At 60.9% G+C, this 19,940-nt stretch carries 18 protein-coding genes; 5 read left to right on the forward strand and 13 right to left on the reverse strand.

All coding sequences use genetic code 11. The annotated features are described in order from the left end of the window. Nucleotides 1-83: 83 nt before the first annotated feature. From IG616_RS06155 to uxaC, 10 genes are all read right to left on the reverse strand, one after another. Nucleotides 84-1,613 carry a UxaA family hydrolase gene (locus tag IG616_RS06155; protein WP_192147274.1) on the reverse strand — a complete coding sequence of 510 codons (1,530 nt, stop codon included), beginning with the start codon at nucleotides 1,611-1,613 and terminating at the stop codon, nucleotides 84-86. Then, a complete protein-coding gene (uxuA, locus tag IG616_RS06160; RefSeq protein ID WP_192147275.1) occupies nucleotides 1,610-2,794 on the reverse strand; it encodes a mannonate dehydratase in 1,185 nt (394 codons plus the stop codon). The genes IG616_RS06155 and uxuA overlap by 4 nt, the downstream gene beginning before the upstream one ends. Then, on the reverse strand, nucleotides 2,791-4,236 hold the full coding sequence (locus tag IG616_RS06165) for a mannitol dehydrogenase family protein (protein WP_246476144.1): 1,446 nt from the start codon (nucleotides 4,234-4,236) through the stop codon (nucleotides 2,791-2,793). Before IG616_RS06165 ends, uxuA begins: the two co-directional genes overlap by 4 nt. Further along, nucleotides 4,226-4,954: a 2-dehydro-3-deoxy-D-gluconate 5-dehydrogenase KduD gene (gene kduD, locus IG616_RS06170; protein WP_073013511.1), complete on the reverse strand. Its 729-nt coding sequence runs from the start codon at nucleotides 4,952-4,954 to the stop codon at nucleotides 4,226-4,228. The genes IG616_RS06165 and kduD overlap by 11 nt, the downstream gene beginning before the upstream one ends. Then, entirely contained in the window at nucleotides 4,951-5,775 is an 825-nt protein-coding gene (kduI, locus tag IG616_RS06175; RefSeq protein WP_192147276.1) for a 5-dehydro-4-deoxy-D-glucuronate isomerase, read from the reverse strand. The genes kduD and kduI overlap by 4 nt, the downstream gene beginning before the upstream one ends. Nucleotides 5,776-5,812: 37 nt before the next feature. Next, nucleotides 5,813-6,130, reverse strand: coding sequence for a cupin domain-containing protein (locus tag IG616_RS06180; protein WP_192147277.1), 318 nt, complete (start codon nucleotides 6,128-6,130; stop codon nucleotides 5,813-5,815). Between the two features lie 10 nt (nucleotides 6,131-6,140). Then, entirely contained in the window at nucleotides 6,141-7,421 is a 1,281-nt protein-coding gene (locus tag IG616_RS06185; protein ID WP_192147278.1) for a TRAP transporter large permease, read from the reverse strand. A gap of 1 nt (nucleotide 7,422) precedes the next feature. After that, nucleotides 7,423-7,929 carry a TRAP transporter small permease gene (locus tag IG616_RS06190; protein WP_192147279.1) on the reverse strand — a complete coding sequence of 169 codons (507 nt, stop codon included), beginning with the start codon at nucleotides 7,927-7,929 and terminating at the stop codon, nucleotides 7,423-7,425. Between the two features lie 70 nt (nucleotides 7,930-7,999). Further along, complete coding sequence (locus IG616_RS06195; protein ID WP_192147280.1) at nucleotides 8,000-8,980, reverse strand: TRAP transporter substrate-binding protein; 981 nt, start codon at nucleotides 8,978-8,980, stop codon at nucleotides 8,000-8,002. Between the two features lie 26 nt (nucleotides 8,981-9,006). Continuing rightward, nucleotides 9,007-10,416 (reverse strand): glucuronate isomerase, encoded by a 1,410-nt coding sequence (uxaC, locus tag IG616_RS06200; RefSeq protein ID WP_192147281.1) that lies wholly within the window; start codon nucleotides 10,414-10,416, stop codon nucleotides 9,007-9,009. A 265-nt stretch (nucleotides 10,417-10,681) separates the two neighbouring features. Between uxaC and IG616_RS06205 the strand changes: the two genes are divergently transcribed. From IG616_RS06205 to IG616_RS06225, 5 genes are all read left to right on the forward strand, one after another. Beyond that, nucleotides 10,682-11,389, forward strand: a complete 708-nt coding sequence (locus tag IG616_RS06205; protein ID WP_192147282.1) for a GntR family transcriptional regulator — start codon at nucleotides 10,682-10,684, stop codon at nucleotides 11,387-11,389. Continuing rightward, the gene (locus IG616_RS06210; RefSeq protein ID WP_192147283.1) at nucleotides 11,382-12,293 is read left to right on the forward strand and encodes a PfkB family carbohydrate kinase; all 912 of its coding nucleotides are present in this window, start codon (nucleotides 11,382-11,384) and stop codon (nucleotides 12,291-12,293) included. Before IG616_RS06205 ends, IG616_RS06210 begins: the two co-directional genes overlap by 8 nt. A 107-nt stretch (nucleotides 12,294-12,400) precedes the next feature. Continuing rightward, the gene (locus IG616_RS06215) at nucleotides 12,401-13,411 is read left to right on the forward strand and encodes a GDP-mannose 4,6-dehydratase (RefSeq protein WP_192147284.1); all 1,011 of its coding nucleotides are present in this window, start codon (nucleotides 12,401-12,403) and stop codon (nucleotides 13,409-13,411) included. A 151-nt stretch (nucleotides 13,412-13,562) separates the two neighbouring features. Further along, a complete protein-coding gene (argE, locus tag IG616_RS06220; protein WP_246476145.1) occupies nucleotides 13,563-14,741 on the forward strand; it encodes an acetylornithine deacetylase in 1,179 nt (392 codons plus the stop codon). A 137-nt stretch (nucleotides 14,742-14,878) separates the two neighbouring features. Next, a complete protein-coding gene (locus IG616_RS06225; RefSeq protein WP_192147285.1) occupies nucleotides 14,879-16,060 on the forward strand; it encodes an acetyl-CoA C-acyltransferase family protein in 1,182 nt (393 codons plus the stop codon). A gap of 91 nt (nucleotides 16,061-16,151) precedes the next feature. On the opposite strand, the gene IG616_RS06230 is transcribed toward IG616_RS06225, so the two are convergent. From IG616_RS06230 to araD1, 3 genes are all read right to left on the reverse strand, one after another. Then, nucleotides 16,152-17,093 carry a Gfo/Idh/MocA family protein gene (locus tag IG616_RS06230; protein WP_192147286.1) on the reverse strand — a complete coding sequence of 314 codons (942 nt, stop codon included), beginning with the start codon at nucleotides 17,091-17,093 and terminating at the stop codon, nucleotides 16,152-16,154. An 18-nt stretch (nucleotides 17,094-17,111) separates the two neighbouring features. After that, nucleotides 17,112-18,851 carry an L-arabinonate dehydratase gene (araD, locus tag IG616_RS06235; RefSeq protein ID WP_192147561.1) on the reverse strand — a complete coding sequence of 580 codons (1,740 nt, stop codon included), beginning with the start codon at nucleotides 18,849-18,851 and terminating at the stop codon, nucleotides 17,112-17,114. 86 nt (nucleotides 18,852-18,937) lie between these two features. Then, the gene (gene araD1, locus IG616_RS06240; protein ID WP_192147287.1) at nucleotides 18,938-19,939 is read right to left on the reverse strand and encodes an AraD1 family protein; all 1,002 of its coding nucleotides are present in this window, start codon (nucleotides 19,937-19,939) and stop codon (nucleotides 18,938-18,940) included. Nucleotide 19,940: the final 1 nt, after the last annotated feature.

A 19,940-nucleotide genomic window follows, 5' to 3' on the forward strand; every position in this document is an offset into this window, starting at 1 on the left:
GGCAAGAAATGTCGAGTGCTTTCCTCAGGAATTCCTGCGAGGAAAGCTCCCCTGCCATTTCAAGTTCCGGTCACATCATGGGTCTACATCACCGCGCCGACCTGCCAGGGCACAAACTCATTGTCACCCAGCCCAAGTGCTTCGGACTTGCTCTGCTTGCCAGAGGCGATCTCCAGGATCATGTCCAGGATTTCTGCGCCCTTTTCTGCGATGGAAACCTTGCCCGAGAGAATGTCGCCGCAGTTCAGGTCCATGTCTTCAGGCATGGAGTGGAACAGGGCTTCATTGGTCGCCAGCTTGATGGTGGGAGCCGGTTTGGAGCCGAAAGCCGATCCACGGCCGGTCGTAAAGACAACGATCTGCGCACCGCCTGCAATCTGACCGGTTGCAGAGACCGGATCATAGCCCGGCGTGTCCATGAAGACGAAACCAGCGTCGGTGACAGGTTCGGCATAGTCATAGACCGCAGTCAGGGGTGTCGAACCGCCCTTTGCGGCAGCGCCGAGCGACTTTTCCAGGATCGTGGTCAGGCCACCTGCCTTGTTTCCGGGGCTTGGATTGTTGTCCATGCTGCCGCCGTTCATTTCCGTATAGCGTTCCCACCAGTGGATCTGGTTGATCAGCTTCTGAGCTACGGCGTCACTGGCTGCCCGGCGCAGCAGAAGCTGCTCCGCGCCGTAGATCTCAGGGGTTTCCGACAGAATGGCCGTGCCGCCAAGTCCGACCAGAAGGTCCGAGGCAACGCCGAGGGCGGGGTTGGCGGTGATGCCGGAAAATCCGTCCGAGCCGCCGCATTGCAAGGCGACCTTGAGGCTGGAGGCCGGGCAGGGCGAACGCTCGATCCGGTTGACCTCCGGCAGCAGTTCCAGAACCTTGGCCTTTACCTGCTCGATGGTGGCGCGGGTTCCGCCGGTTTCCTGGATGGTCAGGCCATGGAAGCGGTCGGCAAGCGTGTCACCAAACTGGGACTTCATCCGGCCAACCTGCATGACTTCGCAACCAAGACCGACGAAGACGGTAGCGCCGACGTTGGGATGGGTGGCGTGGCCCCAGAGAACGCGCTGCAGGATCTTGAAGCCTGCTCCCTCGCTGTCCATGCCGCAGCCGGTGCCATGGGCGAAGGCGACAATGCCGTCCACATTCGGAAAGGCCTCAAGCGCACCGGAGGCTTCCAGTTCGAAGGCCGCGCGGCGGACGACGGTCGCCGAACAGTTCACCGTTGCGCAAAGGGCGATGTAATTGCGGGTGCCGATCTGGCCATTGCCGCGGCGGTAGCCCATGAAGCTGCGTTCCGGAGGCGCCGGGATGGCCGCAAGGGCCTGCGCCAGATCGGCACCGATCGCATAGTCCTCATCATGGGAGGAGAAGGCGCAATTGTGCGTATGCACATGCTCGCCGGGCCGGATCGGCTGCGTGGCCGTCCCGATGATCTGGCCGAACTTGTAGATCCAGTCGCCCGGCGCATGTTCCTTGCGGGCAAGCTTGTGGCCGGGGGAAACAGGACCCGCCAGCGGAGCGCCGAGATCAAGAGGATCTTCGCCCTTGGCTGCGCGGGTGGTCAGGATGGCTACTGTGTCCGACGGATGCAGGACAATTGGCTTCTGGGTGCTCATGCGGCATTCCTGGTGTAGGTCAGGGCGGCAATAACGCCGCGAAGTTCTGCAAGTCCGCGCAGACGTCCGATCAGCGGATAGCCTGGGTGGGTTCCCTTGGCGGCGTCGTCCAGCAGCTCATGGCCATGGTCCGGGCGGAAGACGATCTCATAATCCGTACGGCCTTCCGCGTGGCGGCGGGTCTCTTCTTCCAGAAGAGCGCTGACAAGGTCGACCATATTGGTGTCGCCGGCAAGATGCGCAGCTTCCTCGAAGGACCCATCGGCATCCTTGCGCACGTTTCGCAGGTGGGCGAAATGGATCTTGCTGGCAAAGCGCCGGGCGATGGCTGGAACGTCATTGGCCGGATTTGCTCCCAGTGAGCCGGAACACAGCGTCAGCCCGTTGGCGGGGCTGACGTGAGCCGAAAGAATCCAGCCGATATCCTCGGCGTTGGAGACGATGCGCGGCAGGCCCAGGATATCCCGCGGAGGGTCATCCGGATGAACGCCAAAACTTAGTCCCAAATCTTCCGCCGCCGGGATGACCTCGTCCAGGAAACGCTTGTAATTTGCCCGAAGCTCGGCGCGTCCTATGCCTTCATAGGCCTTCAGAGCGGAGCGAAGCCCGGCGGCATCATACCGGTCGTAAGCACCGGGCAGTCCGGCCATGACCGCATGGATCAGCCCGTCGCGGTCTTCCTGGGTGGAGCCGTCGAACCAGGCCTTTGCCGCAGTCACGACCTCCGGCAGATAGTCCTTTTCGGCTTCGGCGCGCTCGACCATGAAGAGTTCGAGGGCCGCCATCCGGACGGAAGAAAAGCGCAGGCAGGAGCCGCCGCGTGTGACCGGGGCGGCCAGATCGGTGCGCGTCCAGTCGAGCAGCGGCATGAAATTGTAACAGATGACCTTGATGCCTTCGGCCGCAAGGTTCGCCATTGACTGGCGGTAGTTGGCGAAGAGGGCGGACAAGTCGCCCTCTCCACGCTTGATCCTTTCATGGATCGGCAGGCTTTCAACAATGTGCCAGCCAAAACCGGCGCTGGTGATTTCGGTCCGGCAAGCCGCAATGGCTTCCCGTGTCCAGACTTCGCCATAGGGCACTTCATGGAGCGCGGTGATGATCTCACTTGCTCCTGTCTGGGCGATTTCACTCAACGAGATCCGGTCAAAACCGCCGTACCAGCGCCAGCCTTCTTTCATCCCAGGTCCTCCAGAACCTTCCGGACGCCATCGGCCTTCAGCAGGATATAGGAGGCTTCAAGGTCGAGACGGATCTGCGAGGCAAGCTTTGCGTCGAAGATCTGATCGACGGACAGAAGCGCAGCGACCTTTTCGCCCGGCGTCTGAGCTGCGTCGGAAAGTTCCTTCAGCTTGGCTGCCAACGGATCTCGGACGTCGATCGGATTGCCGTTCAGGTCGACGCCACCGACATAGATCATCCAGGCGGCAATTGCCGTTCCAAGGCCAGGGCAGCTACGGCCAGCTGCCAGATTGTCCCGGACGGTGCCGAGGATGCGCTGGGGCAGCTTCTGGCTGCCGTCCATGGCAATCTGCCAGGTCCGGTGCCGTATCGACGGGTTTGCGTAGCGCTCGAACAGAGCGTCCGCATAGGCGGTCAGGTCCACGCCTTCCGGCGGGGTGAAGGACGGGATGATCTCACGGCGCCACAGGGCCTTCACGAAATCCGCAAGGATCGGGTCAGCCACGGTTTCCGAAATAGTTTCGTAGCCGGCCAGATAGCCGAGATAAGCGAGGGACGAGTGGGTGCCGTTGAGCATCCGGAGTTTCATGTGCTCATAGGCGGTCACGTTGGAGACCATCTGAACGCCGACGGCACCGAGATCCGGACGGGCGTCCTTGCCATAGGCTTCGACGAATTCGTCTTCGACAACCCACTGGCGGAAGGGTTCGTGCAGAACCGGAGCTGCATCCTTGAAGCCGGTCTTTGCGGCCAGAGCTTCAATGTCCTCGGGCTTGGTGGCTGGAACGATCCGGTCGACCATGGTTGCCGGGAAGCGGCCATCGGCCTCGATCCAGCTTGCAAGGTCCGGGTCGATCAGGCCTGCGAGTTCCAGAACGATACCCTTCACGAGACGGCCGTTTTCTGGCAGGTTGTCGCAAGTCAGCACGGTGAACGGCGGCAGACCGGCAGCCTTCCGGCGTTGCAAGGCGCGAACCAGGAAGCCAGGCGCGGAAACCGGCAGCTCGTTCTCCAGGTCCTTGAGGATGTCCGGGTGCTGGCGGTTCAGACGGCCGGTCGCCGGGTCATGGCAATAGCCTTTTTCCGTCACGGTCAGGCTGACGATACGGATGTTTTCACCCGACATCACAGACAGAACAGCATCGGGATCTTCACGGGCAACCAGAACGCCAGTGATGATCTCGACCTGCCTCAGGGTCTCGCCCTTCGGGCCGAGTTCCTGTGCCGTATAGACGAATTCCTGCGGAGCCAGCTGGTCGCGCATGGTCGGGCTTTGCAGGCTGACGCCGACAATGCCCCAGTCGCCACCGGACTTTTCCATGGCTTCTTCGATATAGACCGCGCCATGGGCACGGAAGAACGCGCCCAGACCCAGATGGACGATGCCTGCCTTTGGGGCAGGGCCCTTCTTGCGGGTCAGGCTGGGAAGATCAGCGGGCAAGCCAGCCTCCATCAACATTCAGGATCGCGCCGTGGATGTACCGGGCAGCCGGAGACGACAGGAACACAGCTGCCTCGCCAATGTCGCTTGCCTCACCCCAGCGGCCAGCCGGAATGCGGTCCAGAATGGCCTTGTTGCGATCCGGATCGTTGCGCAGGGCTTCGGTATTGTTGGTCGTGATGTAGCCCGGAGCAATGGCATTCACATTGATGCCCTTTGCCGCCCACTCGTTCGCAAGCAGCTTGGTCAGACCGGCAACGCCATGCTTGGAGGCGGTGTAGGATGGCACGCGGATGCCACCTTGGAACGACAGCAGCGACGCGATGTTGACCACTGCGCCATTGCCGCCACGGGCCAGCACGGCCTTGCCGAATGCCTGGCAAGTGAAGAACAGGGCCTTCAGGTTGACGTCCATGACGTCGTCCCAGTCAGCTTCCGAGAAGTCGACCGCATCTGCACGGCGGATGATGCCGGCGTTGTTGACCAAAATGTCGACATGCTCGTCGTTGAACACGTCGCGGGCCGCCATCGGATCGGAAAAGTCGAGGCTGATGGCCTTGCCGTTCTTGATCTGGGCGAGGGTTTCGTCACAGTCGCGGCGGGCGGCGCAGAGAACCTCTGCACCGGCCGCTCCCATGGCGATGGCGATGGCCTGGCCAATGCCGGTGTTGGCACCGGTGACCAGGGCACGTTTACCTTCCAGGGAGAAAGGGTTCACCGCAGGTCCTCCATTGCAACCATTTCAACGTCCTTGTAGTCGACGTTGTCGCCAGCCATTGCCCAAATGAAGGTGTAGCTGCCGGTGCCTGCACCGCAGTGGATGGACCACGGCGGGGATACGACGACCTCTTCGTTCTTCATGACCAGGTGGCGGGTCTCATCCGGGCGGCCCATGAAGTGGAACACGCGTGAATTCGCGTCCATGTCGAAGTAGCAATAGGCTTCCATGCGGCGGTCATGCAGGTGGGCCGGCATGGTGTTCCAGACCGAGCCACCGTGGAACTGGGTATAGCCCACAACCAGCTGGCAGGATTCCATGACTTCCGGATGGACGAACTGGTAGATCGTGCGGTCGTTGGCGGTCTCTGCAGACCCGGTGCGGAAGCTCTTGGCGTCTTCGATGCGGATCAGGCGGGCCGGAAGAGCCTTATGAGCCGGTGCGGAGGTGATGTAGAAGCGGCCTTCACCGGAGAAGGTCACTGCGCCTGCGCCCAGCGGGATGTAGAGCACGTCGCCACGGTTCATCGGATAGGTTTCACCACCGGCGGAAACGGAACCGGCTGCACCGATGTTGACGACGGCCATTTCGCGGCGGTCGAGAATGCTCTTGGTGCCGCATTCCTTGACTTCGTCCAGGACCAGATCCTTGCCGGCCGGCACGGCGCCGCCGACGATCATGCGGTCGTAATGGGTGTAGGTCAGCCGGATTTCACCATCGGCGAACAGGCCGCCAACATGGAAATGCGCGCGCAGGCCGTCGGTGTCGAGCGTCTTTGCAGTCGCCGGATCGATGGCGTGGCGGGTTTCGACTGTAAGCATAACTAAGTCCTTTGCTTGGGAGGAGGGACGTTAATTGTTAGAGAAAATCGTCACGCCGGGGCGTGAAGGTGTCGATCAGGGTGCCAGGTTCCAGGCAGGTGCAGCCATGAACGGCCATAGAGGGGATCACAAAGCTGTCGCCGGGGCCGACCTGCAGCTCTTCACCGTCAACGGTGAAGACGAAGCGGCCGGACTCGACATAGGTCGACTGGACATGCGGATGGTTGTGCAGCTTGCCCTGCGCGCCTTCTTCCTGGAAGCGGAACGCGACGACCATCAGCTCCGGGCTGTCGGACAGAACCTGGCGTTTGACGCCAGGATCCGCGGGTACTTCTGGAAAGGTCTTGACCAGCATCTGGGTCTCCTTAGTGGAACATGGATGGAAGCCAGAGCGACAGGAACGGTATGTAGGTTACCAGCATGAGTGTCGCAAAGGCTGCGGCGTAGAAGGGCCAGATGGTCCGGATGGCTTCCCAGACTGAAATCCGGCCAACGGCACAGCCGACGAAAAGCACCGTGCCGACGGGTGGGGTGCAAAGGCCGATGCCGAGATTAAGAACCAGAATGACGCCGAAATGGATCGGGTCGATCCCGAAGGCAGCCGCCACTGGCAGGAAGATGGGCGTGGTAATCACGATCAGGGGGGACATATCCATGAACGTTCCCAGGACCAAGAGCACCACGTTGATCAGCAGCAGGATGACAATCGGATTGGACGAGACTTCACGCATGAAGTTGACCAGTTCGGCCGGGATGCGCAGGAAGGCCAGAAGCCAGCCGAAGGACGCTGCACAGCCGATGACCAGAAGAACCATCGCCGTGGTACGCACCGCTGCCTTCGTTGCTTCCAGGAAGTCACGCCAGTTCATGGTGCGATAGGCAAGGGTCGTGACGCCGAGCGCGTAGACCGCCGCGATGCAGGAGCTTTCCGAAGCAGTGAAAATGCCCGAACGCACGCCGCCGAAGATGATGGCGATCAGCAGGATGCCCGGAATCGCGTTGATGAAGAGATTGCCGAGAGCGCCCCAGCCGGGGAAGATTTCCGTCGGATAGTTGCGCTTCTTCGCCACCAGCCAGGCTGCGACCATCAGCGAAATCGCCAGGATGATGCCCGGAATGATGCCTGCGGTGAACAGATCCGCGATGGACAGGCGCCCACCGGCGGAAATGGAATAAATGATCATGTTGTGCGAGGGTGGGATCATCAGGGCGATGATCGAGGACACAACGGTCACGTTGACGCCGTAGGAGACGTCATAGCCCTTTTCCTTCATCTGCGGGATCATGAGGCCGCCGATGGCGGTCGCGTCCGCTGCCGCAGAACCGGAAATGCCGCCGAACATGAGGGACGCGGTGATGTTCACCTGTCCGAGGCCGCCCCGCATATGCCCGACCAGGGCGCCTGCGAGAGCCACGAGGCGCCGGGCGATGTCGCCGCGCACCATCAGTTCACCGGCAAAGATGAAGAAGGGAATGGCCATCAGGGCGAAGACTGACACGCCCGAGTTCAGGCGCTGAAAGACCACGACGGGCGGAAGCCCGAGATAGACGACGGTGGCTAGAGACGACGCGCCGAGGCAGAAGGCCACGGGCGTGCCGATCAGAAGAAGGAACACGAAAGTTCCGAAGAGAACCCAGACTTCCATATCATTCCTCCACAACGTCGCCGAAGCGGGACGTCGGCAAGCCGGCCGCGCGGCGGGCCAGGCGTTCAAGCGAGAACAGCATCACGAGAGCGCCTCCGCCGACCAGCGGCAGGAAGTCGAAGGCTCCGGAAATACCAAGGGAAGGAAGGGTGACGTCCCAGGCCGAGAGCATAAGCTGTCCGCCATACCAGAACATGCCGAAGCCGAAGGCCGTGACGATGACATCGGAAATGCTGAACAGCCAGTTCTTAGCGCTTTCGGGCAGAAAATAGAGCAGGACATCAAAGCTGAGGTGATAGCCTTCGCGGATACCGACAGACGCGCCCAGAAAAATAAACCACCCCATCAGGATCACGGCGGCGGGCTCACTCCAGACGAGTGAGCTGTTCAGCACGTAACGCATGAAGACCTGTGCCGAAATGAAGACGGTCATCAGGATCAGGCCGGCACAGGCCAGCAAAAGAGCAACTCTCGCAACCAGGGACATCCCTATTGCGATTTTCTCCATCAAGTTCTGCACGTTTCTCCCCCCACGAAGGGTCCATGGCGGAAGGCCGCCATAGACCGGGTAAACTCTATCAGTCGGTTGCGCGGATGCGCTTTACGAGGTCCTTGAGCTTGTCCGACGTGACATGCTTCTCATAGACACTGTCCATAGCTGCCATGAATGGAGCCTTGTCGATGTCTGTGATAACTTCCACACCAGCGGCGCGGACTTTTTCCTCGGAGGCTTTTTCACGGGCCGCCCACAGATCACGCATGACCGGAACGGAGTCCTTGGCTGCCTGACGGACTGCTGCCTGGTCTTCCGGAGACAGCTGGTCCCAGCTCACCTTGGACATGACGAAGATTTCCGGAACGATCAGGTGTTCGTCGAGCGTGTAGTAGCCCGCGACTTCATAGTGGCCGGAGGACTCAAAGGACGGCCAGTTGTTTTCAGCCCCGTCGATAACGCCGGTCTGGATGGCTGAATACACTTCGCCATAAGGCATCGGGGTGGCGTTCGCACCAAGGGCCGTCATCATGTCGACGAAGATGTCGGACTGCATGACACGGACCTTCATGCCCTTCAGGTCATCAATCGACTTGATCGGCTTGACCTTGTTGTAGAAGCTGCGCGAGCCGCCATCATAGAAGGCCAGACCGACATATCCATGAGGCTCGAAGGCCTTGAGGATCTCGTCACCAACCGGACCATCCATCACTTTGTGCATGTGCTCGGTGTTCTTGAAGATATAAGGCAGCGAAACGACCTTGGTCTCTTCGATCAGGTTGTTGAACGGGCCCATTGATACGCGGTTCAGGTCGATCACACCGAACTTGGTCTGCTCGATGGTGTCCTTTTCCTGACCGAGCTGCGCGGAATGGAAAACTTCAACGCAAAGACGGCCGCCGGTGCGTTCTTCCAGAAGCTTGCCCATCTGCTTGACAGCTTCGACCGTCGGGTAACCATCCGGATGCGTGTCCGAAGACTTCAATGTAACTTCGCAAGCTGCCGCCGAGGTGGCAATTGCAGCGCTGGCGAGCAGCGCTGCAGCAAAGGATTTCAAGTAGGACATGGATTCTCCTCCCAAATGATGGCTCGTCAGAGCCGGTAGGCCTGCTTGGCAAGCCGGTATCCGAGGTCATGCGCGACCTCGAAAGCCTCATCCTCCGCCAACCGGCCGGTTACGACCAGATGGGCGAGATAAGCACAGTCCACACGGCGGGCCACATCGTGGCGGGCCGGAATGGAGCAGAAGGCGCGGGTGTCATCGTTGAACCCGACCGTGTTGTAGAAGCCTGCGGTTTCCGTTGTGGCTTCACGGAACCGGCGCATCCCTTCCGGACTGTCGAAGAACCACCATGCCGGGCCCAGCTTCAGCGCCGGATAGACACCAGCCAGCGGCGCCAGCTCGCGCGAGTATGAGGTTTCATCAAGCGTGAAGGCGATGACAGACAGGTTCTTTTCCATGCCGACGGCATCGAGCAGCGGCCGCAGGGCGCGGACGTAGTCGGTGCGGCTAGGAATGTCGAAGCCCTTGTCGCGGCCGAAGGTCTTCATGACCGGGCCGGAATGGTTGCGGAAGCTGCCCGGATGGATCTGGAGCACCAGATCATCCTCAAGGCTCATGCGGGCCATTTCCGTCAGCATGTGGCCCCGGAATGCATCTGCCTCCTCCGCAGTGCATGTGCCCTTGAGGGCTTTCTGGAACAGGGCTTCCGCTTCTGCCTGAGGCAGGTTTTCCGTGCGGGCCGTTGCGTGGCCATGATCGGAAGACGTTGCACCGAATTCCTTGAAATAGGCGCGGCGGTTCCGGTGGGCTGCGAGATAGCCGGCCCAGGTGGTGGCATCTTCGCCAGCAAGTTCACCGAACTTCTCGACGTTTTCAGCAAAGCCGTCGAATTCCGGATCGACCACTGAGTCCGGACGGTAGGCGGTGATGACTTTGCCGGACCAGCCGCTTTCGCGGATCATGCGGTGCCACTTCAGGTCATCCAGAGCGGATTCCGTGGTGGCGATGGCTTCGATCTTGAACCGTTCGAACAGGGCGCGCGGCCGGAAGTCCGGCCGGGTCAGGCAGTCAGCGATGTGATCATAGGCCTCGTCGGCGGTTTCCGCGTTCAGGCGCTTGGTCCAGCCGAAAACGGTTTCGAACGAATGATCCAGCCACATGCGGGACGGGGTAGCGCGGAACAGATGATAGTTTGAAGCGAAGAGCTTCCAAATCTTGCGGCCATCGGTCTCGGTCCAGCCACCGTCAATGCGCGGCACGCCGAGGCTTTCCAGCGCGATGCCCTGTGAGCAGAGCATGCGGAAAACGTAGTGGTCCGGAGTGATGAAAAGCTGAGCCGGATCCGGGAAGGCTTCGTTCTCCGCAAACCAGCGGGGATCGGTGTGTCCATGAGGGCTGATAATCGGCAAATCCGCAATCGTTGCGTAGAGCGAACGTGCGATTTCGCGTGTGCGGGTATCTGCCGGAAACAGTCTGTCCGGGTCCAGCTGGGACGCCATTTTCTTCCCTCAATCAATGTCTTGATGGTTTGCAGAACTTGCATTCTCTATCGCTTCTAGTATACTAATATGCCAGATGATGTCAAATCAGACTTTAGGGCGATAGTCTCCGGAAAGGCTCAAATCACACTCCCTTTTGTGCGGGGTCGTGACTGGGCCGGGAAGGGTTCCGGTGGAGTCCCGAGGCTGATTGGCAGGAAGAAAAACAAGCACGGCTACAATCCGGAAACCGGATGCGCCGGGATGTGAATGGGATGGAGAGGCCATGTTGGAGAAGGGGCCGTTGAAGGCACTTGAGCCGTTGCAGAGGCAATCTGTCGCCGACACTGTGTTCGAGACGCTTTACCGGCAGATCCTGTCCCTGGACTTGCCCCCTGCGACCAAGATGTCCGAGGCGGAAGTCGCCAAGGCGCTGGGCGTGTCGCGGCAGCCTGTGCGCGATGCTTTCTACCGGCTTTCCAAGCTGGGTTTTCTTCTCATCCGGCCCCAGCGGGCAACTACCGTGACGCAGATCTCTGAGAGCGCGGTCTACCAGGCCCGGTTTGTGCGCAATGCCATTGAGGTTCAGACCGTTCAGGTGGCCTGCGACACGCTGACCTCTACTGATCTCGCCGCTCTCGACGGTATCATGAACCGCCAGAAACAGGCGGTCGAGGAATTGGATCCCGAGACCTTTCACCGATATGACGACCTGTTTCATAAGGAAATCTGTGAACGGTCCGGACTGGAATTTGCCTGGGATATCATCCGCGAGAACAAGGCGCACATGGACCGTGTCCGGTTTCTCTCTCTGTCCTTTGCATCACGGGATGCGTTCGAGGATCACATCAAGGTCCTGGACGCGCTGAAGTCCCGTGAAAAGACCCGTGCGGTCGAGGCCATGACGCGGCATCTCGCCCGCATCAAGGAACAGTTGCCGCGCATCCGCCGCAACTACGAAGAGTTTTTCGTAAACGAGGCTTCCAGTGACTAATCGATTTGTCGCCATAGGCGAATGCATGGTGGAAATGGCTCCGACCGTGGAGGGCACTTATTCCATGGGCTTTGCGGGCGATACGCTGAACACCGCGTGGTATGCCCGCCGTATGTTCCCTGCCAATTGGGATGTGTCCTATCTGACCGCCGTCGGGACGGATGCGGTGTCCGACAGGATGGTTGCCTTCATGCAGGATTCCGGCATCACGACGGATCCAATTCAGCGCCGCACCGACAAGACTGTCGGCCTCTACATGATTCAGCTCACCAATGGCGAGCGCAGCTTTGCCTATTGGCGCTCCGATTCCGCTGCGCGCTGCTTGGCTGCTGACATCGCTCACGTCGAAAAGGTTCTGGCGCCGGCAAAGATCGTCTATTTCTCCGGCATCACCATCGCGGTTCTGCCAGAGGCTGACCGTACGGCCTTTCTTGCGGCGGTTGGCCGGGCACGGGCAAAGGGTGCGACTGTCGTGTTCGATCCCAACCTGCGTCCGCGTCTGTGGCCGGATGTGGTGACCATGTGCAACTCCATCATGGACGCCGCTGCGGTTTGCGACATTGCTCTTCCCTCTTACGAGGACGAGGCGTCCTATTTTGGCGACAAGACGCCGGACGATACAGCAGAGCGCTACCGCAAGGCCGGTTGCGGCCTGGTGGTTGTCAAGAACGGCCCGGAAGAAGTTGTTTGCGTGTCCGGCGAGGGCCGGACCGTTGTTCCGGTTCAGCCGGTCGCCATCGTGGTGGACACGACCGCAGCAGGCGACAGCTTCAATGCCGGTTTCCTGGCCGCCTATTGCGAGGGTGTCGCCCTCGAACAGGCTGTGCAGGCCGGAGTGCGGCTTGCCGGTGCGGTGATCGGCGCCCGCGGCGCCCTTGTCGACCGCGCCGAGACGGCTGCCTGACCTGGAATTGATCGTCCAGGGGCGGAATGATTTGTCAAATCAGAAGCTGGCAGGCTATGCACGTGCCAGCTTCTTTTTTGAATCCGCTTCTTTGAGGTCATTGCTGCATGCGCACTGCTCTTGTCACCGGATCGGCCGGGTTCATCGGATACTTTCTCTGCACGCGCCTGCTGGCAGACGGGTTCCGGGTCATCGGCCTAGATGCCATGACGGACTACTACGATGTGGCGCTGAAGCAGCGGCGGCAGCAAATGCTGCTGCAGCACGAGCATTTCACCGCCATCAATGACCGGGTCGAGACGCCGGATCTCTTGATGAACCTCTTCAGCCGGGAGCGGCCGGATGTGGTGATCCATCTGGCGGCCCAGGCGGGTGTGCGCTACTCGATTGAAAATCCGCGGTCCTATCTGGAAAGCAACATCTGCGGCACGTTCGAGCTGCTGGAAGCCGCCCGCGCCCATCCGCCGCAGCATCTGCTGGTGGCCTCAACCTCGTCGGCCTATGGCGCCAACACCGAGATGCCTTACCGGGAGACAGACAAGGCAGACCATCAGATGTCCTTCTACGCCGCCACCAAGAAGGCGACGGAGAACATGGCCCATTCCTACGCCCATCTCTTCGATCTGCCGGTGACCATGTTCCGCTTCTTTACGGTCTATGGTCCCTGGGGACGCCCGGACATGGCGCTCTTCAAATTCACCAAGGCGATCCTCGAAGGCAAGCCGATCGATGTCTACAATCATGGCGACATGAAGCGGGACTTCACCTATGTCGAAGATCTGGTCGAGGGAATCCGGCTTTTGATCGACGCGGTTCCCGTGCGTCCCGAAGACGGTGTGGTGGAAGAGGGCGACAGCCTCTCTCCCGTTGCGCCATGGCGGGTGGTGAACATCGGTAATTCCAATACGGTGCAGTTGACCGACTTCATCGGTGCCATTGAAGAAGCGACGGGCAAGCGCGCCGAACGGAACCTGATGCCGATGCAGGCGGGCGACGTTCCTGCGACATGGGCCGATGCCAATCTCCTGCAGAAGCTCACCGGATACCGGCCCCGGACCACGGTCCAGGAAGGGGTTGGCCGGTTCGTGAAATGGTACCGGGACTACTACAGCGTCTGAGACTGTCCGGGACGGGCCTGTTTCAGGCACTTGCCCTGCGGCCTTGAGCTTCATCGAGCCGCAGGCTACTTATTCAAGTGATTGTGCGGTGCGATCCGCTCCGTGCTCACGCCTTCACAGGGTGTGTTCCGCCTCCGGCCGAAAGACACAGATGCCGTATTTCATGATGCCCAAGGCCCGGCCCACAAGCCGGGAAGTGCTTGCAGATCTTGTTTCTTTCGACACTACGAGCGGAAATTCCAATCTGCCCCTGATCGACCACGTGGAAGACTGGCTGCGTTCCTTTGGTCTTGAGCCGTGCCGTTTTCCCGATGCGACGGGCACCAAGTCCAATCTGCTTGTGACCATCGGTCCTGAGGATGTGCCGGGCTATATTCTGTCCGGGCATACGGACGTGGTGCCGGTGAAGGGCCAGGACTGGACGTCCGACCCGTTTGTGCTGCGTGAAGAAGATGGCAAGCTCTTCGGGCGCGGTGCCTGCGACATGAAGGGCTACGTGGCCTGCTGCCTGTCCAAGGTGCCCCATTTTCTGGAAGCGGATCTAAAGTCGCCATTCCATATCGCCCTTTCCTATGACGAGGAAGTCGGCTGTATCGGCGTGCGCAGCATGGTTGCGGATATGGCCGGATGGGATTTGAAACCGCTCGGCTGTTTCGTCGGTGAGCCGACGAAGATGGATGTGATCACCGGCCACAAGGCCAAGCACAGTTTCCGGGTGACAGTAACGGGCAAGTCCGGTCACTCTTCGCTGGCGCCAAATTTCGTCAATGCCATTGAATATGCGGCGGCGCTGATCATGAAGATCCGCGAGATTGGCGAGCGTCTGGCCAAGGGCCGCCATGATGAGCTGTACGACATGCCGGTGACAACCAGTCATGTGGGGGTGATCCGGGGCGGCACCCAGCTCAACATCGTTCCGGAGCTTTGCAGCTTCGACTTCGAGTTCCGCTCCCTGCCGGAGGAAGATGCGGAGGCCCTGAATGAGGAAGTCTTCGCCTATGCCCGTGACGTTCTGGAGCCGCGCATGAAGGCGGTGGACCCGGACTGCGGAATCGGCTTCCATCTGATCTCCAGCATTCCGGGGCTTGCGACCGGGGCAGATGAGGAGATCGTGGCGCTCGCCAAGCATCTGGCGGGCCGCAATGGCTTCTCCAAGGTTGCCTATGGCACGGAAGCCGGGTTGTTCCGCGAGATGGCGGGCATTCCGACCGTCGTCGTTGGTCCGGGAGATATTGCCCAGGCGCATACGCCGGACGAATTCGTCGAAATCAGCGAACTGGCTGCCTGCGACGCCTTCCTCAACCGCCTGATTGCGCATTGCTCGGCCTGACGGTAGCCTGACGAAAGCGATCCTCCTCATTCTTTTGGCGAGCTTCCCTTAGGTTGCGGCTGGATCCGTTCTCCTGAGCCCGTTACCTTGCGCTTCAATGAAAGAAGTCAGGCCCGGCCGGCCAGGAGGAGAAGCTCATGTCCCGTTCTGTTGTCATTGCATCCGGTGTCCGCACCGCCATCGGAGATTTTGGCGGATCGCTCGCCAGCATTTCCCCGTGCGACATGGGAGCAGCTGTTGCCCGTGAGGCCATTGCCCGGGCGGGTTGTGAAGGCAAGGATATCCAGCAGTCGGTTTTCGGCAGCGTGATCCACACGGCGCCGGAGGACATGTATGTCAGCCGCGTCGCCGCCATGCGTGCCGGTGTTCCGGAAACCTCACCGGCGCTGACGCTCAACCGCCTGTGTGGTTCCGGCCTTCAGGCGGTGGTGACGGCGGCAGAGCAGGTCATGCTCGGCAATGCGGATATCGTTCTGGCGGGTGGTACGGAAAGCATGAGCCGCGCGGGGCATCTCCTGACTCAAGCCCGTAACGGCCAGAAGATGGGCGATGCAGTTGTGGTCGACATGATGCTCGGTGCGCTCAACGATCCTTTCGGCAACGGCCATATGGGCATCACGGCAGAGAACGTCGCCGAGCGGGGCAAGATCGACCGGGCGGCCCAGGATGCGTTTGCTGTCGAGTCCCATCGCCGGGCAGCGCGTGCGATCGAGGCAGGCTATTTCAAGGATCAGATCCTGCCGATGATGGTGAAGAAGGGCCGGAGCGAAACGGTGTTCGACACGGATGAGCACGTGCGTCCGGGTGTAACCCTTGAGGACATGGCCAAGCTTCGCCCTGCCTTCCGCAAGGAGGGAACGGTCACCGCAGGCAACGCCAGCGGCATCAATGACGGGGCAGGTGCTGTGGTGCTGATGGCCGAAGACTTAGCGGCAGCGCGGGGCGTAAAGCCGCTAGCGCGGATCGTTGCTTATGGTCTTGGTGGTGTTGCGCCGGAAGTGATGGGCCTTGGGCCGGTTCCGGCCTCGCGCCAGGCGCTGGAGCGGGCGGGGTTGACGGTTGCCGATCTCGATGTGATCGAATCCAACGAGGCCTTTGCGGCGCAGGCCTGTGCGGTGACGCAGGACCTCGGGCTTGATCCGGCCAAGGTCAATCCGAATGGCGGCGCGGTCGCTCTCGGTCATCCGGTCGGGGCATCGGGGACAATCATTCTGGTGAAGCTGGCCTATGAGCTTCAGCGCACCGGTGGCCGCTATGGCCTTGCCACCATGTGCATTGGCGGTGGTCAGGGCATCGCCGTCATCATCGAACGGATGTGATTGTCTTTCGTCAAATGAAGTACACCCCGCCGGGTGCTGATTCAGGCGGGGTGTAACATGATAGTTTGCTTCAGTCCGGGCGGTACATTCTTCAGTCGAAGAAGGCTTCCGTCTGGAGGCGTTTGCCAAGCATGAAGGCGTCGGCGACATGAACCAGAGGTGTCAGGTCGACGTCGCTGGTGCGGGATGCCAGCAGATCGGCGAAATGGGCATAGATGCCGTCATATTCCGAGGCGAGGGCCTCGTCTGACGATACTTCTTTACCGTCAATGGTGACAGTTGCACCGCCGCCGGACAGCAGGATTGTTCCCTGGTCCGTGACAACTTCGATTTCCCACGTCTGCGTGCCGGTCTGGCGCCAGTCGAAGTCCGCCTCCACCGTCAGGCCGTCCGCACCGTTGAGACGGATAGCAGCGGCAATCGGAGTGTCGCGGTTTTCCGGAAAAGTCAGGTCCGCAGACGAGACATGCACTGGCACCGGCAGGATCTCGGTCATGATTGACAGGGCGTTGATACCCGGATCGAAGACGCCGAGACCGCCAGCCTCCCAGATCCACGCCTGACCCGGATGCCAGTGGCGCACGTCTTCACGCCAGGTGATGCGGGCGGACAAGGGCTTGCGGCTTGCCAGCCATGCCTTTGCACCGGCGACGCCCATGGCGTGGCGGGAATGCCAGGTCGCATAGAGCACGCAGCCGTTTTCCCTTGCGAGCCGTTCGAGCGCATGCACCTCGGCAACGCTGGCTCCCGGCGGCTTTTCAAGCAGCACATCCCGCTTGCGGGACAGCGCCAGCCTTGCCATGTCGAACCGGACCTGGGGCGGGACGCAGAGCGAGACGACCTTGATATCCGGCTCGCCGGCCAGCATCGCGTCGAGCGTTTCATACACCGGTACCTTCTGACCGGTGGCGCTGCGGCTGACGATGGCGCCAACTTCGAACGCTTCGGACTTGGTGATCGAGGGAACGTGCTGGTCTTTCGCGATCTTGCCAAGGCCGACGAGAGCGACCTTGTGAGGGGGCTTTTGAGTCATCTTGATTGTGTCTTGCCTTTAATGCGCCTCGCGGGCCACCGCATTGCCACGGCCACCGCGCAGGAAGTCGAAGTCCGCGCCTTCGTCAGCCCCCATCACATGTTGATGGTAAAGGCTCGCATAGCCGCTTTCCGGAGCCGCGACAGGCGGGGTCCATGCGGCAAGGCGCCGGTCGATTTCCTCCTGCGGGATATCGAGATGCAAGCGGCGGCGTGGCACGTCGACCTCGATCCAGTCACCGGTCTGGACGATGGCGAGCGGTCCGCCAACAGCGGCTTCCGGTGCGGTGTGCAGGATCACGGTGCCATAGGCCGTGCCGGACATGCGGGCATCGGAAATGCGGATCATGTCCTTGATGCCCTTGCGCAGCACCTTGGGCGGCAGGCCCATGTTGCCAACTTCCGCCATGCCCGGATAGCCGCGCGGTCCGCAGTTCTTCATCACCATGATGCAGCTCTCGTCGATGTCGAGATCTTCGTCATTGATGCGGGCCTTGTAGTCGTCGATATCCTCGAAGACGACCGCGCGGCCACGGTGCTGCATCAGGTGCTCGGATGCAGCCGACGGCTTCAGCACTGCGCCCTTGGGGGCAAGGTTGCCGCGCAGGATCGCAATGCCGCCTGATGCGGTCAGGGCCTTATCGACCGGACGGATAACGTCTTCATTCCAGTTGCGGGCCGGAGCGATTTCTTCTGCCATGGTCCGGCCGGAGACTGTCAGGCTGTCACCATGGAGATGGTTGCCCTCCAGAAGGGACTTCAGCACCACCGGCAGGCCGCCGGCATAGAAGAACTCTTCCATCAGATATTTGCCGGAGGGCATCAGGTTCACGATGGTCGGAATGTCCCGGCCGAACTTGTCCCAATCATCGAGGGTCAGGTCGAGACCGAGGCGGCCTGCGATTGCCAGCAGGTGAACCACCGCATTGGTGGAGCCACCGATGGCCGCATTGGCGCGGATGGCATTTTCAAAGGCCTTGCGGGTCATGATTTCAGAAGGCTTCAGGTCTTCCTTCACCATATCCACGATGCGGCGGCCGGTCAGATGGGCCATCACCCGGCGGCGGCTGTCGACAGCGGGAATGGCGGCATTGCCGGACAGGGCCATGCCGAGCGCTTCCGCCATGCAGGCCATGGAAGAGGCGGTGCCCATGGTGTTGCAGGAGCCGGGGGAGCGGGACATGGCCTGCTCGGCTTCCACGAAATCATCTGTCGTTAGCTCGCCGGACTTTACCATTTCCGAGAACTGCCAGAGAGCGGTGCCCGAGCCGATGTCTTGATTGCGCCATTTGCCGTTCAGCATCGGGCCGCCAGTGACCACGATGGCCGGAATGTCCACGCTGGCAGCTCCCATCAGAAGCGCCGGCGTGGTCTTGTCACAGCCGACCATAAGGACTACGCCATCGAGCGGATTGCCGCGCAGGGCCTCCTCGACGCCCATGGCGCAGAGATTGCGGAACATCATGGCCGTGGGGCGAAGTGAGCTTTCGCCTGGAGAGAACACCGGAAACTCCAGCGGCAGACCGCCTGCCTCGTAGATGCCGTGCTTCACCCGCTGGGCCAGGTCGCGCAGATGCGCGTTACAGGGTGTCAGTTCGGACCAGGTGTTGCAGATGCCGATGACCGGACGGCCATCGAACAGGTCGGCGGGCAGGCCCTGGTTGCGCATCCAGGAGCGGTGATAGATCTGGTCTTTTTCCGTGCCTTCAAACCATTCCTGCGAACGCAGACGTCTGGGCCATTGGGGCAGCTTGCGCATTTTCTTCGTGTCCATTTGGAGTTCTGGAGCTTTTTTGCTCCATCTGGTCAGCCGGGCACATGTGCGTCCGGCTGATGGGATGCATCTTAAAGAGCGGTGACTTTCGTCATGGCCGCAGCTTCGCCTTCACCGGTCATTTTCAGCGGATTGCGCAGAGGCAGACCGAAGGCCGGGGCCGAGATCTCGAACACGTCCCCATCCTGTGTGCGGATCTTGTCCGAGAAGGAGAGGGTTGCCGTGCCGAACATGTGCACATGAACGTCGCCGGGCTTGCGGAATACGTCATATTTGAAGTGGTGGTGTTCCAGGTTGGCCAGCGAATAGGACATGTTCGCCTCGCCGGAAACGAAGGGCTTTTCCCAGAAGGTCTGGCCGTCGCGGATCAGCTTCGAGGTGCCCTCGATGTTCTGAGGCAGGTCGCCGAGCAGGATCTCCGGACCGAATGCCGCCGGGCGCAGCTTGGAATGGGCGAGATACAGATAGTTGATCTGCTCCATCACATGGTCGGAGAACTCGTTGGCGAGCGCAAAGCCAATGCGATAGGGCGTGCCATCATCGCCGATGACGTAGATCCCGGCGATTTCCGGCTCTTCCCCACCATCGAGCGCGAAGTCGGGCGCGTTGAGCGGGGCGCCCGAAGGGACGGCGCAGTAACCGTTGCCCTTGTAGAACCACTCGGGCTGAACGCCGGGCTTGTCACCGTCAGGCTTGCCGCCTTCAAGACCCAGGCGGAACATCTTCATGGAATCGGTCAGTTCTTCCGCGTCGCCTGCCAGCTTCTGGTGCATGGCGTTGCGGGCGGAGGCGGAGCCCAGATGGGTGAGGCCAGTGCCGGTCAGATGAAGGTGAGCCGGATCCGGCGGCAGGATCGGCAGCAGCAGCCGGCCTTCTTCGGCAGCGCGGTGCAGATCAACCGCTTCCCCGACGCCAAGGCTTGCGACCTTGGCTGCGATGGATTGGCCGGAACGGATGCAATCAAGCGCCAGATCGTAGATGGAGGCAACGCCCTTCACCACATAGGCTTCGGTGCCCTCGCGCGCGACGACTGCGGTTGCGCCGTCCGGCATCTGGATTTGTGACAGAAGCATT

Source organism: Roseibium litorale (genome assembly GCF_014842915.1).
Classification (GTDB): domain Bacteria; phylum Pseudomonadota; class Alphaproteobacteria; order Rhizobiales; family Stappiaceae; genus Roseibium; species Roseibium litorale.

What these genes read in the sequence shown, in the direction of transcription:
- IG616_RS06155 (WP_192147274.1), bottom strand. Translation starts at nt 1,613, where the DNA reads ATGAGCACCCAGAAGCCAATTGTCCTGCATCCGTCGGACACAGTAGCC.
- uxuA (WP_192147275.1), bottom strand. Translation starts at nt 2,794, where the DNA reads ATGAAAGAAGGCTGGCGCTGGTACGGCGGTTTTGACCGGATCTCGTTG.
- kduI (WP_192147276.1), bottom strand. Translation starts at nt 5,775, where the DNA reads ATGCTTACAGTCGAAACCCGCCACGCCATCGATCCGGCGACTGCAAAG.
- IG616_RS06180 (WP_192147277.1), bottom strand. Translation starts at nt 6,130, where the DNA reads ATGCTGGTCAAGACCTTTCCAGAAGTACCCGCGGATCCTGGCGTCAAA.
- IG616_RS06185 (WP_192147278.1), bottom strand. Translation starts at nt 7,421, where the DNA reads ATGGAAGTCTGGGTTCTCTTCGGAACTTTCGTGTTCCTTCTTCTGATC.
- IG616_RS06190 (WP_192147279.1), bottom strand. Translation starts at nt 7,929, where the DNA reads ATGGAGAAAATCGCAATAGGGATGTCCCTGGTTGCGAGAGTTGCTCTT.
- IG616_RS06195 (WP_192147280.1), bottom strand. Translation starts at nt 8,980, where the DNA reads ATGTCCTACTTGAAATCCTTTGCTGCAGCGCTGCTCGCCAGCGCTGCA.
- uxaC (WP_192147281.1), bottom strand. Translation starts at nt 10,416, where the DNA reads ATGGCGTCCCAGCTGGACCCGGACAGACTGTTTCCGGCAGATACCCGC.
- IG616_RS06205 (WP_192147282.1), top strand. Translation starts at nt 10,682, where the DNA reads ATGTTGGAGAAGGGGCCGTTGAAGGCACTTGAGCCGTTGCAGAGGCAA.
- IG616_RS06215 (WP_192147284.1), top strand. Translation starts at nt 12,401, where the DNA reads ATGCGCACTGCTCTTGTCACCGGATCGGCCGGGTTCATCGGATACTTT.
- argE (WP_246476145.1), top strand. Translation starts at nt 13,563, where the DNA reads ATGCCGTATTTCATGATGCCCAAGGCCCGGCCCACAAGCCGGGAAGTG.
- IG616_RS06225 (WP_192147285.1), top strand. Translation starts at nt 14,879, where the DNA reads ATGTCCCGTTCTGTTGTCATTGCATCCGGTGTCCGCACCGCCATCGGA.
- IG616_RS06230 (WP_192147286.1), bottom strand. Translation starts at nt 17,093, where the DNA reads ATGACTCAAAAGCCCCCTCACAAGGTCGCTCTCGTCGGCCTTGGCAAG.
- araD (WP_192147561.1), bottom strand. Translation starts at nt 18,851, where the DNA reads ATGCGCAAGCTGCCCCAATGGCCCAGACGTCTGCGTTCGCAGGAATGG.
- araD1 (WP_192147287.1), bottom strand. Translation starts at nt 19,939, where the DNA reads ATGCTTCTGTCACAAATCCAGATGCCGGACGGCGCAACCGCAGTCGTC.